The following is a 14,795-nucleotide window of genomic DNA, read 5'->3' on the forward strand; positions in this document are numbered from 1 at the left end:
TTGGGCGCGGGTCAGATTGCTAGGGTATGCTTTACTCATGTTGCTCTCTCAGTGCTGTCTATTATCTATTCACAGCATATACTGAGAGAGTTTTTTTACCACCTCTTAGACTTTTAAAACAGCCTCTCAGATAAGCCAATAATAATACCAATTTAAAAAAAGAATGCGACAGATGCGTAGGTTGGGTAGTAGCTTGCTTCCCGTTCGCGTAGCGTCTCCGTCAGGAGAAGGGTACGAAGTGAAACCCAACATCTACAAGGTTTTAAGGCGTTGGGTTTCGTCCCTCAACCCAACCTACATCTGTAGCTAACAGTTGCCCAAACCCAGATAAGCCAATAATAACGTTGTGAAATTATTCACTTCATTCAAATAAAAAAGAACCCTTGAATCTTCAAGAGTTCTTTTTTTAAATCAGTTTTTTAAAGAATTTAGAAAGGTGCGATCGCTAAACAAATTACAGCTAACATTGCAGCTATTACATAAAATACAGCCACAACTTGTAATTCTGACCAACCACCCAACTCTAAATGATGATGTAAAGGAGCCATTCTAAACAAGCGTTTGCCTTTACCATCGGGGCCTTTTGTCGCTTTGTAATAAGCAACCTGAGCCATTACAGACAAGGTTTCGACAAAGAAGATCCCGCTGAGAATAAATAATGCTACCAAGCTGTTAGTTAAAAGTGCCACAGCTGCTAATGCACCACCCAACGCCAGGGAACCAGTATCACCCATGAATACGCGGGCTGGGTTGCGGTTGTGTGCCAAGAAACCTAAGCAACTACCACTTAAAGCTGCACAGAAAACCATCAATTCTGGGGAAGTTGGAGCAACTATAGCACCTAACGCCAACAGTGCGATCGCTACAGTTCCGCCTGCCAAGCCATCAATACCATCTGTTAAATTAGTTGCATTACTTTCTGCCACGAGAACAAAACCTGCCAAAGGCCAGAATAGGAATCCTAAAGGCAGTGCAAAGCTCACCCAAGGCAAAGCAATATTTGTAATATTAAAGGGTTGATTAAACATTAACCATAGACAAAACAGTGCTGCAAAACCGATTTGCAGAGCCAGTTTCATCTTTGGGGAGATTCCTTTGTTTGACTTGCGGCGCAGAATTTGCCAGTCATCAATCCAACCGACAAAGCCATAGCTGAGGGTTAATGCGGAGACAGCAACAACCTCTGTCGCAAATTGAGTCATTATACAGGCAACGATCGCAGCTACAGGGATGAAAAATATCCCACCCATTGTTGGTGTACCTGCTTTTTTCAAATGGGCTTGGGGGCCATCTTCCCGGATAATTTGCCCAGTTTTGAGTGCTTGTAGCATAGGTACTACTACATAGCCAACAGCAGCCGAAATCACCGCACACAACAACAAAGGTATGGTGAGTGACATACCTTGCCAAGGCAATCTATTACCCATCCAATCAAAAACCACTGCTGCTACACCTAACCCGGTGGCTAAGATAGAAGCAAGACCCATACCAGAAACATTTAATCCTTGGTTAGGAGATAATTTAGCGTCCACAGGAACTTCCCTTCACTCCACACTTATAAAATTTAACTACAGGGACGATATATCACCAAGTCCCTAGCCTCAGAGGGCTAATCTTCCTCAATAGTTATATCGTCGTCATCATCATCAAGGTAGTCAGCAATGCCGTCTTCTCCACCGAGAAAATCTGATATTTCTTCGTTTTCTTCTTCAGAAAGATCACGTTCGTGAACATCACGCGATATCAGACGACCGTTAGAGTGCAACCAATCTAAAAGGTTAGACTCTTGTTTTAATGGAATCACAGCAGCGCGTTGGTTGCGAGGTTCTTCACGTAGGGGAGAATTCAACATATCGACGAAGAAGAAAAATGTTAATGTAACTAGACATTAAGAAGTCTATCACTTGATACAGGATAATTTAGTTATTTACCAATTCAAGTCTGGGCTGCTTAAATCCGTAAGTTAGCAAAAATATTTTATTTAATAGTGGTAAGACAAGTAGAAATAAATTCTTAGTAGTTTTTACAGCTTTATTCATATGGCATCAATATTGAACTTAAGGTGGATGAATTTTGCACATTGATTAATTAGAGGTAATAAAACATGATGGGAAAGGCGGCTTTATTCAATGCGATCGCTCCAACAAACCGTGGTTTACTGGCTAGTGAGCCACAAAAACAAGCAATCTTAGCTGCGATCGCCAATTTAGAAGACCTCAATCCAACACCACGTCCGCTGGAAGCCGGTAATTTGCTAGATGGCAATTGGCTATTACTTTATACCACTAGCAAAGCGCTTTTAAACCTAGATCGTTTCCCTTTATGCAAACTTGGTCAAATTTATCAGTGTATTCGGGTAGAAACTACCAGCGTTTACAATATTGCTGAAATTTACGGCTTACCTTATCTCGAAGGTTTAGTCAGTGTAGCAGCCAAGTTTGAGCCAGTTTCAGATCGTCGCGTCCAAGTAAAATTTAATCGATCCATTGTAGGTTTGCAACGTCTAATTGACTACAATTCTCCAGAAAATTTTATCCACCAAATTGAATCAGGTAAAAAGTTTACGGGAATTGATGTGCCGATCAAAAACGAAAACCAACAAGGCTGGTTAGACATTACTTATCTAGATAACGATCTCCGAATTGGCAGGGGTAACGAGGGTAGTGTATTTGTTTTGAGTCGAACATAAGGTTTTCCTTAATTTGTGTATTTGCGAACGAAATTATTTCATCATTTGCGCTTTGTCAAGGGGGGTCTGACCCTATTCTAAGTATGAAACTGTTACTTAGAACCTAACGTAAGGTAGAGAAAAAAAGTATGAAGTGTGAAGTATGAAGTAACGCCATGTGCGACTTATTCTTAAAACCCCTCTCCTACCAGGAGGAGCCACTTGCTACAACGCGGGAAACCTGCGTTGTAGCAAGTGCGTTAGAGGCTTTAATTCTTGCTCCCCTTCCCTGGTAGGGAAGGGGTTGGGGGTTAGGTTTGAGAGAAAGCTGCACACAGTGTGAAGTATGAAATTTCATCCCCCTGCCTTTTACCTCCTGCCTCCTGCCCCCTGCCTCCTGCCTTCTGCTGAATCAGACAAATAACTTAACAAACCCTCTAGCAGCGGCCATCAGGTTGTAGAGTGAAATCAATTAGCCCTATATATCGGCAATTGATAACTAAAAGGGAAGATAATCATGGTTCAACGTGGTTCTAAAGTACGTGTTCTCCGCCCAGAATCCTACTGGTTCCAAGATGTCGGAACCGTGGCTTCTATCGACCAAAGCGGCATCAAATACCCAGTAATCGTCCGTTTTGAGAGGGTAAATTACTCTGGTATCAATACCAACAACTTTGCCCTAGACGAATTAGTCGAAACAGAAGCACCTAAGGCTAAGGCGAAAAAATAAGCAGCAAAGCCACAAGGGGATTATTTAATGGGATGATGAAGGGAAGCTTTAAGTATGTAGAATAAAGCGTGAGCTTTCAATTCTCTCATGCTTCATCTCAGCCTACTCTACATCAAAGCAACTACCCTGCGGGTATTTACGGTTTCTTTTAAGTAGAATTAATAGCCACCTATTGGTGTGTACATACTTGCTCTCTCATCGTTCTCAATCCCTAGATAAATTGGTTGCTTAATCGGTTCCAATGCCTGAACTGCCTGAAGTTGAAACAGTGCGCCGGGGTCTAAATCAATTGACCCTGAACCAAGAAATTACGGGTGGAGATGTGTTGCTAAATCGCACCATCGCCTACCCGTTTTCTGTTGATGAGTTTATTCATGGAATCAAAGACAGTGCCATTACAACTTGGCATCGTCGTGGTAAATATCTCCTCGCTGAACTATCCCCACAAGAAGACACAGAGAAAGGGGGAAGCAAAGATGCAGAGAGTGAAATTGTCGCCCCATCTCCCTCTTGTGCAGGCTACCTTGGTGTACATTTGCGAATGACTGGTCAATTACTCTGGCTGCATCGTGATGAACCTTTGCACAAGCACACACGAGTCAGAATATTTTTTGGGGATCAACAAGAATTGCGTTTTGTTGATCAACGCACCTTCGGTCAGATGTGGTGGGTTCCCCCTAAAGTTGTAGTAGAAAGTGTGATGACAGGTTTAGCAAAATTAGCCGCCGATCCATTCTCACCAGAATTCACCGTTGAGTATCTCGCCGCTAAACTACGAAATCGCCGCCGTCCCATCAAAACTGCATTATTAGATCAATCTGTAGTAGCGGGATTGGGTAACATCTACGCCGATGAAGCACTATTTAAATGTGGTATTTTACCAGAAACCCTCTGTACAGATTTGCAACTCAAGCAAATTGAGCAGTTACGCAAAGTCATTATTGAAGTATTAGAAACCAGCATTGCAGCTGGTGGGACAACCTTTAGTAACTTCCTGAACGTCAAGGGCGTTAATGGTAACTATGGTGGTGTCGCCTGGGTTTACAACCGCACCGGGGAACCTTGCCGAGTTTGTGGTAGCGTCATCCAGCGAATTAAACTAGCTGGGCGTTCTAGCCACTTCTGCCCCCAATGTCAGCGTTGAAATAATTCGTAATTACATACTTAATTACGAATTACGAATTATAAATTAGTAATTACTCTTATATCCCTATACCCCTTTCTTGTAGCAAGCTAAAATCCTCTATGAGACAATCTGCAAACTTGAGAGAGGAACTTATGCCAGTCAAAAGAGGAGATTTGGTTCGTGCAGTTCGTGAAAAACTGGAGAATAGTCTAGAAGCAAAGGCTAGTGACACTCGCTTTCCTGCCTATCTGTTTGAAACGGCGGGGGAAATTGTAGATGTCAAAGGTGATTATGCCCTTGTGAAATTTGGACAAGTACCAACACCAAATATTTGGTTACGCTTAGATCAAGTAGAAGAATTTAAGTAAGCGATCGCATTTTTCGACTAAAGGATGTGGTTGACAAGCTTCTAACACGTCAGAATTATAGGTGGGTATTGCCCACCTTCTAAGTTTCAAAGTTGCGATCGCAGTTGTCTACTATATATATAGTGGTGATTTAAACGTAGAGTAACGCTAAGTTGAACGCAGAGGCTTACCAAGTTCAATTCACTACGAATTACGAATTACGAATTAATCTTATGTCTTCCCCTATACCTTGCCATTTACCCCGTGTCACCATCGTTGGTGCTGGTAGAGTCGGTAGCACCCTCGCCCAACGGATTGCTGAGAAAAATTTAGCAGATGTGGTGTTACTCGATATCGTCGAGGGAATGCCGCAAGGATTGGCACTGGATTTATTGGAAGCTAGAGGAATAGAACGGCATAACCGTCAGATTGTCGGCACAAATAATTATGCTGACACTGCTGGTTCTGAGATTGTGGTGATTACTGCTGGACTTCCTCGTAAACCGGGGATGAGTCGAGATGACTTGCTAAGAACCAACGCCAAGATTGTAGTCGAAGCAGCAAAAAATGCGATCGCTCATTCTCCCAATGCTATTTTTATAGTCGTCACCAACCCTTTAGATGTGATGACTTATTTAGCTTGGCAAGCTACAGGTTTATCGCGCGATCGTATTATGGGTATGGCTGGCGTGTTAGATTCAGCCCGCTTTGAAGCTTTCATCGCTTTAGAATTAGGTGTGTTACCTGCGGATGTGAAAGCGATGGTATTAGGTAGCCACGGTGATTTAATGGTTCCGTTATCGCGTTATGCCACAGTCAACGGTATTCCCATCACGGAATTATTAGATGCAGCTACAATTGATCGCTTAATAGAAAGAACCCGCAACGGTGGCGCAGAAATTGTGGAATTAATGCAGACAGGTGGTGCATTTTTTGCTCCTGCATCTGCGACAAGTGTCATGGTGGAATCAATATTATTAAATCAATCGCGGCTGTTACCAATAGCGACTTATTTACAAGGTGAATACGGTTTAGAAGATGTAGTAATTGGTGTTCCCTGTCGCTTAGGTTGCGCTGGAATTGAGAGTATTTTGGAATTAAATCTCAGCGATAGTGAAAGACAAGCGTTGCATACTTCCGCTCAATCTGTGCGAAAAAATATCGAGCGATCACAAGAAATTTTAGCAGCAACATAGCAAGAACAAAAGGCAGTAGTATCTCAACTAACTGCCTTTTGTTTATCACGTAGGATATACGTTGATTTTGAAAAATTTTGTTCTTACCTTTGTTATGATGAGCCGATTGTTTTAGTGTTTCGTCCTGCTTTTGAAATACATTGCGATCATTCTAAAGGAGTAGGGATTTATTTAAGCATATTTTTATGTTTAATCTCTTAGCTAATCTGGCTTTTGCTGATAGTATATTTACATAATATAAACGCATTAATTTTAACTATAGTTTTCTCTATTCAGCGTATATTCAGGTTATCGGTTCAAGGAATGCGAAATCTGCCAGCAACACCACAGTATGCCAGAAAATACTCAGCCGTTAGAATCTAATCAAGAAACACCAAAAGACCCTGCGCCAGAAAAATCTTCAGCATCTACCGAAAAACCGCAACAAGAAGATACTTTATTACAGACAAAACAAGTATCTTTACAACGAAGAGAAGCAAGACGAAACCGAGTTCAAAAGATATTGAAAATTTTAGGTATTCCTAGTTCTGGGTTTGGTATAGTAGTAACTATTAACTTCATTCGTAGTGGGCGATTAACAGAAGCGGCAATAACAGCTTTTGTAACTTTATCTGTCTTTTTTCTGGCAATTAGCGGCAATTTTATTAAAGATATTATCAACAAAGTTTTTGACAAGATTGAAGAAAAGATAGAGCAAAAATCAGATAAATTAGCTGATTGGATTGTTAACTTGATGGAAGCTTGGGTAGTTAGCCTTTGGTGGCAATTAACATCTCCATTTCAACGAGAGTATTATCAGAGTTTAGTTTATATCTGTCGAGATTATCAAACACAAGGATTAGATAAAGATAGAATTCTAAAGTTGCAAAAAGTATTTGTACCTCTCAAAATTGTCGCTACAGATATTGCCAAAGCAAAATCAGCAATGATTTTAAATGTAAATCATGATGCAAATAGCTCCAAAGAAAAACAAATTTGGGATTTCTTAATAGCAAAAGACAGAGACAATAAGCCATTATTTCCACGCATTGCAGTGCTTGGCGCACCAGGAACAGGTAAAACTACACTTTTAAGGTATTTAACACTTACTTATGCAAATAAACAAGAACGAAAGCTAAATTCTAAAGCACCGAAACTAATTCCAGTGTTGTTATATCTCCGAGATGTGCGCGAAGAAATTGTCAAAAATAAACCAACTCTATCAGAGTTGATTACTCAACAAATAAAGCAGCAACGCAAAATTAAACCACTTGAACCACCTCCAAATTGGTTTGCAGAAAAATTACGTGAAAATAAATGTTTAGTAATGTTGGATGGGTTAGATGAAGTAGCAGACGAAACTCAACGCCAACAAGTTAGTCATTGGGTAGATGAACAAATGCAAGCTTACCCAGATACAGTTTTTATTATCACTTCTCGACCGTTTGGCTATAAAACTGCACAGCTACAACAAGAGGTAACAGTCCTAGAAGTTCAGCCTTTCAATTTAGGGCAAATGCAAAAGTTTATTCATAACTGGTATTTGGAAACAGAAGTAATGAGTCGGGCTGGACAAGAAGATTTAGGAGTACGTGAAGAAGCCAAACAACAAGCCGACGATTTAATTGAGCGCATTAAAAACAGCCCTCCTCTAGCTGCTATGGCAGTCAATCCTTTGCTATTGACCATGATTGCTACTGTTCATCGTCGTGGTAGTGCTTTACCTGGAAAAAGAGTTGAACTTTATAAAGAAATTTGCCAAGTTTTATTAGAAAGACGACAGAGAGCTAAAGATATTCCTGATTCGCTAACAGCTACCCAAAAGCAAGCTGTTTTACAAGTGTTGGCATTGGAATTAATACGGCAAGATACTCGTGCATTCAAGCTATCAAATGGTATTACGTTGACTCAAAAAACTTTGGCAGCCGTAGCTGGAAATGAGTATAATCCAAAGGATTTTATCAAACAAATTCGTGATATTAGTGGTTTATTAGTAGAAAAACACCTTGATGTTTATGAATTTGCTCATCTAAGTTTTCAAGAATATTTGGCATCGGTTCAAATTAAAGAATATAACCAAGAACATCTTTTAATTGAAAATATTAATAATTCTTGGTGGGCTGAAACTATTCGCCTCTATGCGGCTCAAAGTAATGCTAGTAATCTGATTCGAGCAGTGCTGGATTTGCCTTCACCATCAGTGGAAGTAATGGCACTAGCCTACGATTGCCTAGAAGAAGGATTAAGTGTAGATACAGAAGTACGCGAACAATTAGAAAAAATATTAGATGAAGGTTTAGAATCTGATGATATAGATATCAGAACATTGGCAGCAAAAGTACAATTATCACGAAGATTGAAAAATGCTGTTAAGAATTAATGAGAATGTCGAAATTGATATGAGCTACATTACCTGTGCAGAATATCAGCTTTTTATTGATGAAAAGCTAAAAACAGGTGAATATTACCAGCCAGACCATTGGCGAACTTACAGATTTTTACCAGGAGATGCGAAGAAACCAATCACTGGAGTAAGAGCTAGTGATGCTCAGGCGTTTTGTGAATGGTTAACTCAGCAACATTCGATATTGAGATTTAGGTATAGACTGCCTACTTTTGCTGAAGCAGAGGAGCATCCGATTGCGGAAGACCAAGTGGGCTGTTGGTGTCAGGATAGGGAACAGCTAATTCTTGCAGGAATAGAAACTCAGCAGATGCAAGTTTGGCAAAAGCAGTTAGCTGAGGTTTTGATTTTTAATCGCGATCTTAAGGGCTACCTCATCCACGACCTCACCCGCAATCTGAACTTCGACCTGAACTTCGATCTAAACAGCGACCTCTACCGCGACCTCTACCGTGACCTATACTGCGACCTGAACCGTGACCTGAACCACGACCTCAAATGCGTCTTTAACCGTGACTTTAACCTCGACCACATGACCAATAACGATCTGAACCGAGTCTTCAGCCGCGACTTAAACCGCGTCCTCAACCGTGATCTGAACCAGGCCTTAAACTATGAACTCAAGCATGACCTGAACCGTGACCTGAATCGTGATCTGAACCGTGTCCTCAATCTAAATCACGACCTATACCACGCCCTAAACCGTGACCTGTACTACATTCTCAATCCTGTTCTCAACCTCAACGTTAACCTGTATTTCTATAGAGACCTGAACTGTAACTTGAATCAAGTCCTTTACAACGTTCTTTATAAAAAAATTGAATCAGGTAAAGTTAGTAATTTCTTATTTTTATGTTTTCCATTGATTTTTTTTATTCTAATCTTTTATCTTCTTTGGTCTATTTATTTAACAATATCTAAAAACGAAAAAGCATTAAAAAAGCTAGATTTAACACGTCAAGAATGTGAACAAATTAGCCGTTATTTTGAAGACAAAATAAATAATATATTTCAACTTTATGTATGGCTAGTGTTGCTATATGAGCGACAATCAAGAAGAATCCCTGCTTGGGAAGGTATTAGGATTGTTAGAGAAAGAGTTTAAGATTAAATGTATGGTTATTTAAAATAAATTCTAGTACCAAAATCACCCTGAATAATACTGTGCCAGTAGTTCCCGTTTCATTCACGCAGAAAACACAGTGGTCAGCATTTGGGTATTTTTCTAATGCTTTTTTATGAGCTTGCATATTTTCAACGTGAGTTCGATGAGTTATAAAGCCAGAAACCTTTACCCAGGATTGTTTATGAGAATTAAGAGTTTCTAAAAATCTCTATATTTATTGAGAATAAAATCAGTAACCCTTGAATCTGTCAATTATTGACTCTGTTCTCAACAAATGACTGAGATAAGTTTGAACCTTGACTTTCAAAACCTTTGATTAACAAGGATTATAAGGATTATAGCGTTTTAAATCCGTCGAACTCACGTATTTTCAGCATCGATAAAGTAATCACCACTATTTGGCTCAATGGCAATATACCAACCTTAATGTTCTTTAATCAATTCAGGACGCACGCTTTCAAAGATTGCTCGACAACGCTGATAAAATGCTTCATCTTCTGCTTTGCGTCTAGCTATTTCTTCAGGTGATAAAGTGCGTTCTGGGAATATTCAGCCTTGGCGTTTTGGGGTTGATTGAGTCATGATATTAATCTTATTTATATAAGAATATATTCATTTCATATTATAGAAAAACAAGAGCGATCGCTTTTACTTTCACCGTGACTTACAACTTCACCCCAGCTAGTAAAAAAACTCTGCGTTCTCTGCGTCTCTGTGGTTCGTTAACTGCGATCGCTATTACATTCTTCAATACTTAATATATGCAAAAAATAGGCAGTAGTATTAATTACCACTGCCTTTGAGCAATACCAGTTTAATCGTCACTGTATTAGCTATTGCTAACGTCCATATTCATCAGCCGAATCACCAAAGGGGTCTTCACTAGCAGGACTTAGATTGCTGTACTGATCAGCAGGATCGCCGTAAGGATCATGGCTGGCGGGGGTTACATTGCCATAGCCTTGATCTGCGGGATCACCGTAGGGATCTTCACTAGCTGGACGCACTTCCCGATCGCTATAATCTGTGTCTTGATCAAACTCATCATTATTATTTGAGCCTGCGAAGAACTGTTTTGCTTTTTGAAAAAAGCCGTTTACCATGATTTATCTCCTTATTTTGCTAAATCTAGTAAGTTGGCGCTTCTTGGGGAGCAATGTCTGTTAAATCACGACCTGTGGAACGCCCGTTGTAGCCTTGAAAATCTCGATACTGTTGCGCTTCCGATTCTGGAACGCGAATTCCTTCTTGTGGCGGTGTTACCCAATGAGCGCGACCTTGTTGATCGCGGTAGTAAACACGCCCGTTTTTTGATAAGTAATACTTGCCATTTGGCCCTGCTCCTTGGGCATTTTTTCGCTGCTGATAGATGTAATAAAGAGCAGCAGCACCTGCCAAAATCGCTACTTTTTGACCTGTTGATAACCCTTTTTTAGCTTGGGGTTGATTAGTAGCAGCAGGATAATTCACATCTCTACCAACGGTGTCATCTACAGGTGGCGGTGGTGATGCTACACGGGAGCGATCGCCGCAGCTACTTAAAAAAGGAACTGATAGCAATGCTGATAGAAATACAACCGCAGGTAACGGAGCTTTTTTATGAAATTTTGTCATCACTTTGCATTTAATAAATGCTGTGTTATTTCAAAATATTTGTTGATTATTAAAATCATGAAGAAACAATAACAGTATTCACTCCTGCTTTCGAGAGAAACTATATTCATCCCTGAGAAATATGCTGTTAGCTCAATCAAAACTATTTTGTGTATCTGCTGATGTAGAGCAGCAAATACACTGTTGGCTGTATAACTATATACAAATTTATATTGAGACAATTTCTAAGTTTTGTGTATAAAAATTTCAGTAGTTTTCTAAAAAATTACTTTGCTTAATGAATCAAGAGCGATCGCTTCTCATTACCTACCCTTAACCTGTTTTAATAGTCAGTAAACATAAATTCTACTTGTTCTAATATTTACAAAAATTTTATACTTAGCTACTGTGTAACTTCATTTACAGCAATTACCTGATTTAATACTGTCGATTAACTCAACTTATACTTACTACACTTGTAGCTATCTCTACCAATTTTTAAAAGAAATAACTTATGTATTATCAACTTTGGAATTTCTTCTTGAAGGAAGATAAATATTTATATTGGAAAGAAAAAACAAACTTCAACAAAAATTTTGACCATTTTACGTGGCAAAAAATTATTGATTTCTTGTCACTAGTAGAGCAGGATTTTGCAATCAAAACTCAACTAGATGAAACTGACAGTATTGAACCATTTATCGAATTAGCTGGAGACAATGGTTACAACTTGACCGCAGAAGCAATTGCGTGGTTTGTCGTGACACGAAAGCAGATTTGGGATCTGTTTGACATCGCACAAAAAACGCCATCATTAAAAGAGAAATTACTATCATCTAAAAATCCGCAACAGTTTATTAAAATAGCTGCTGAACATGGCTATCACTTTTCTATAGACGAATTAGCTTGGCTATTAATTGAAATTAAATCTTCCCCGGAATTAGTTGCCATAAATAACAGTGTTGGCGAAATTCTCACAGTATCAAACTACGGCAGAATTGAAATAGGATACTGGATTTGGCTTGCTGAAGACTGGGGAATTGTACCCCCATTCTGTCATCTCAATAAGTTAGGCAATCTTTTAACTCAAAACACCCGCAATCCATTTTTGCTTGACCAGTGCTTTTTACCGAAAGGCTACTTTAATCAACGTTTGATGAGTGTGGTGTAATACTAATTTGCAACTAATAGTAGTTTGAACAAAGACTTTAACCTGTCTAATTAAAAATAAAGCATCCTGAGAATTGAAGTTGTTGCTTCAAATCAGGATGCTTCACTGTAAAAAATTGATGCTGATCCAAAAATACAGTCTTTGAACTAAGGCTATCAGCTAATAGAAACTTTCAAACTGTTGGGTTGACCAAGATTACCTTGCAACACCACACCGCGCTGATTTACGTGTAAGTGACGCAGAATCTTGTAAATTGCCTCCACTTCTTCAGCAGCACCAGCTTTTTCAGCGATTTCTGACAAGGAAAGGGGTGTTTTTGCTGTTTGCAGAACGGCAAGTACTTTGTTTTGCAGATCAAGAATAGCTGCGGCTGCTTTTTTGCCTGCTTCTACCCCTGGTTGGTGATAGGCGTTAATATTCACCAAGTTGCCATAGAAACCCACGGCGCGATCATACAAAGCAATTAAAGCTCCGACTGTGCGGGCATTAACTTGGGGGATAGTTACAGTAATGGAATCGCGCTGATTTTCATAAAGAGCTTTTCGGGTTCCTTGGAGGAAACCGGAGAGATAATCGCCAGATGTGACTCCAGGATCTATTTCTGGGGATTGGCCGTTACGATCTTCCAGAACTTCGATGAAAGTAGCAAAGAAGTTTGGTACACCATCACGCAACTGTTGGACGTAGGCGTGTTGGTCTGTTGAACCTTTGTTACCATAAACGGCGATGCCTTGATGGACAACATTACCGTCTAAATCATGTTCCTTACCCAAGGATTCCATCACCAGCTGTTGTAAATAGCGGCTGAACAACGCCAAGCTGTCCTTGTAAGGGAGGACAACCATATCTTTTTTGCCCTTGCCATCGCCAGCATAGTACCAAGACAATGCTAATAAGGCTGAAGGGTTATTTTTGATATCTGGGACGCGGGTTGCATCATCCATTTCTTTTGCACCCTCTAGCATGGCACGCACATCAATGCCTTGCAATGCTGCTGGTACTAAACCCACGGTTGACATTTCTGAGGTGCGGCCTCCCACCCAGTCGTACATGGGGAATGTGGTTAGCCAACCTTCAGCCTGTGCAACTTTATCTAAGTTACTACCAGGGCTAGTAATCGCTACAGCGTATTGGCCAAAGTCAAGATTTTGTCCAGCGTAGGCTTTCTTGACTTCAATCATACCGTTGCGAGGTTCTGGTGTACCGCCTGATTTGGAGATCACCAAAACCAAAGTGCTGGAGAGGTTGTTGCCTAATTGGTTCAGAATACGGTCAATACCTGCTGGATCGGTATTGTCAATAAAGTGAATTTTGAGAGGTGGAAAATCAGCAGTCAGAGCTTCAGCAACAAATTCGGGGCCTAGAGCAGAACCACCAATACCAATAGAGATGATATCAGTGAAACGACTTGCTTTCGGGGGATGAATTGCACCTGTTTGGATTTTTTCTGCAAAGGCTTCAATGTGTTCCAGGGTTTGGACAATTTCTTGTGTCAGTTCTGGAGTGGGTGCTAAATCAGGATTTCGCAACCAGTAGTGTCCAACCATGCGATTTTCGTCGGGATTAGCGATCGCACCCTTTTCTAATTGGGCCATATCCGCAAATGCCTTGTCAAATTTTGGCCGTAATGACTCCACAAAGGCATCATCAAAGCGCATCCGACTTACATCTACGTATAGTCCTAATCCCTCGTGGAAATATAACCAATCTTGGTATCTTTGCCAAAGTGCTATCGCATCCATAGGGAAATCTCAAGTAAGTTGTTTTTCCATGACAAGTTTAATGTAAGGTCAGGTACATCCCTGCCTAGCCTTATACAGTTTTAAGTGTTGGGCTAATCCCTTACCCTAAACGTCTGGCATGGGTACTACCCGCAGAAACTTGACAATTTCCCCTCTAATTTCGATACCAATTAAATAATCATCTAGAGTAAAGCGATGGAAAATGCCCTCCCCATCTAGTTGTCGCAGTTCGGGAAGACAATGCAGCTGCCACTTTTCCATAAATTCAAAAAATACAAAATTATGCACCCGCTGATAAGCAGCAGGCTCTAAACTCTTCAAGTCTATTAAAAAAGACCTGGCATAGCGCATTTCCACACTCACTAAGCATTACCTCTACTAGTCCCTAGTCCCTTTTTTATTGCTGCATCAGTAAAACATTAAAATTTGTATCGCTTCTTCTTGGGTCAAAATATCCCACGGTTGTTGCGATTGCTTGACTTTTTGTATGGCTTTGAGCATATAAAAGTCGCAGTGTAAAGCGTGGACATCATTCCAAACGCTTTGGAGTTCTTCATCAGTTAACTGCTCGATTAAATGATGGATTCTAATACGCAACAAGTTCATATATCAGTAACTATGTTCCAAAAGTCAAGGCTATTGTTCCCAAAAATTGGCAATGGTTAACGCTAAGATGTACTATCTTGGGGACAAGGATGAGGCAGGGGGGCAAG

At 40.2% G+C, this 14,795-nt stretch carries 15 protein-coding genes; 8 read left to right on the top strand and 7 right to left on the bottom strand.

Going from position 1 to position 14,795, the window contains the following annotated elements:
- Positions 1-428 precede the first annotated feature (428 nt).
- Entirely contained in the window at positions 429-1,532 is a 1,104-nt protein-coding gene (gene mraY, locus IQ259_RS24935; RefSeq protein WP_193888698.1) for a phospho-N-acetylmuramoyl-pentapeptide-transferase, read from the bottom strand.
- A 77-nt stretch (positions 1,533-1,609) separates the two neighbouring features.
- Complete coding sequence (locus IQ259_RS24940; RefSeq protein WP_193888699.1) at positions 1,610-1,852, bottom strand: DUF3134 domain-containing protein; 243 nt, start codon at positions 1,850-1,852, stop codon at positions 1,610-1,612.
- A gap of 252 nt (positions 1,853-2,104) precedes the next feature.
- Here IQ259_RS24940 and IQ259_RS24945 point away from each other — a divergent pair, with 252 nt between their 5' ends.
- The 7 genes from IQ259_RS24945 to IQ259_RS24975 all read left to right on the top strand — a co-directional run bounded on the left by IQ259_RS24945 (position 2,105) and on the right by IQ259_RS24975 (position 9,555).
- On the top strand, positions 2,105-2,689 hold the full coding sequence (locus tag IQ259_RS24945) for a PAP/fibrillin family protein (RefSeq protein WP_193888700.1): 585 nt from the start codon (positions 2,105-2,107) through the stop codon (positions 2,687-2,689).
- Between the two features lie 496 nt (positions 2,690-3,185).
- Positions 3,186-3,398, top strand: coding sequence for a photosystem I reaction center subunit IV (locus tag IQ259_RS24950; protein ID WP_193888701.1), 213 nt, complete (start codon positions 3,186-3,188; stop codon positions 3,396-3,398).
- Positions 3,399-3,639: 241 nt separating this feature from the next.
- Positions 3,640-4,542, top strand: a complete 903-nt coding sequence (locus IQ259_RS24955; protein WP_193888702.1) for a DNA-formamidopyrimidine glycosylase — start codon at positions 3,640-3,642, stop codon at positions 4,540-4,542.
- A 134-nt stretch (positions 4,543-4,676) separates the two neighbouring features.
- The gene (locus tag IQ259_RS24960) at positions 4,677-4,892 is read left to right on the top strand and encodes an NAD(P)H-quinone oxidoreductase subunit O (RefSeq protein WP_193888703.1); all 216 of its coding nucleotides are present in this window, start codon (positions 4,677-4,679) and stop codon (positions 4,890-4,892) included.
- Between the two features lie 212 nt (positions 4,893-5,104).
- A complete protein-coding gene (mdh, locus tag IQ259_RS24965; protein ID WP_193888704.1) occupies positions 5,105-6,067 on the top strand; it encodes a malate dehydrogenase in 963 nt (320 codons plus the stop codon).
- 331 nt (positions 6,068-6,398) lie between these two features.
- Positions 6,399-8,426: an NACHT domain-containing NTPase gene (locus IQ259_RS24970; RefSeq protein ID WP_193888705.1), complete on the top strand. Its 2,028-nt coding sequence runs from the start codon at positions 6,399-6,401 to the stop codon at positions 8,424-8,426.
- The gene (locus IQ259_RS24975) at positions 8,410-9,555 is read left to right on the top strand and encodes an SUMF1/EgtB/PvdO family nonheme iron enzyme (RefSeq protein WP_193888706.1); all 1,146 of its coding nucleotides are present in this window, start codon (positions 8,410-8,412) and stop codon (positions 9,553-9,555) included. The genes IQ259_RS24970 and IQ259_RS24975 overlap by 17 nt, the downstream gene beginning before the upstream one ends.
- Positions 9,556-10,415: 860 nt before the next feature.
- Here IQ259_RS24975 and IQ259_RS24980 read toward each other — a convergent pair.
- Together IQ259_RS24980 and IQ259_RS24985 are read right to left on the bottom strand one after the other, a co-directional pair.
- Positions 10,416-10,679 (bottom strand): translation initiation factor, encoded by a 264-nt coding sequence (locus IQ259_RS24980; protein WP_193888707.1) that lies wholly within the window; start codon positions 10,677-10,679, stop codon positions 10,416-10,418.
- Positions 10,680-10,704: 25 nt separating this feature from the next.
- Positions 10,705-11,190, bottom strand: a complete 486-nt coding sequence (locus IQ259_RS24985; RefSeq protein ID WP_193888708.1) for a hypothetical protein — start codon at positions 11,188-11,190, stop codon at positions 10,705-10,707.
- A 493-nt stretch (positions 11,191-11,683) separates the two neighbouring features.
- On the opposite strand from IQ259_RS24985, the gene IQ259_RS24990 reads away from it, so the two are divergent.
- The gene (locus IQ259_RS24990) at positions 11,684-12,340 is read left to right on the top strand and encodes a Nif11-like leader peptide family natural product precursor (RefSeq protein WP_193888709.1); all 657 of its coding nucleotides are present in this window, start codon (positions 11,684-11,686) and stop codon (positions 12,338-12,340) included.
- A gap of 155 nt (positions 12,341-12,495) precedes the next feature.
- Here the strand turns inward: IQ259_RS24990 and IQ259_RS24995 are convergent, their stop codons facing one another.
- From IQ259_RS24995 to IQ259_RS25005, 3 genes are all read right to left on the bottom strand, one after another.
- Positions 12,496-14,082 (bottom strand): glucose-6-phosphate isomerase, encoded by a 1,587-nt coding sequence (locus IQ259_RS24995; RefSeq protein ID WP_193888710.1) that lies wholly within the window; start codon positions 14,080-14,082, stop codon positions 12,496-12,498.
- Positions 14,083-14,187: 105 nt separating this feature from the next.
- Positions 14,188-14,445 (bottom strand): cytotoxic translational repressor of toxin-antitoxin stability system, encoded by a 258-nt coding sequence (locus tag IQ259_RS25000; RefSeq protein ID WP_193888711.1) that lies wholly within the window; start codon positions 14,443-14,445, stop codon positions 14,188-14,190.
- Between the two features lie 45 nt (positions 14,446-14,490).
- Positions 14,491-14,688, bottom strand: a complete 198-nt coding sequence (locus IQ259_RS25005) for a hypothetical protein (protein WP_193888712.1) — start codon at positions 14,686-14,688, stop codon at positions 14,491-14,493.
- Positions 14,689-14,795: the final 107 nt, after the last annotated feature.

This window comes from Fortiea sp. LEGE XX443 (assembly GCF_015206815.1).
Taxonomy (GTDB): Bacteria; Cyanobacteriota; Cyanobacteriia; order Cyanobacteriales; family Nostocaceae; genus Nostoc_B.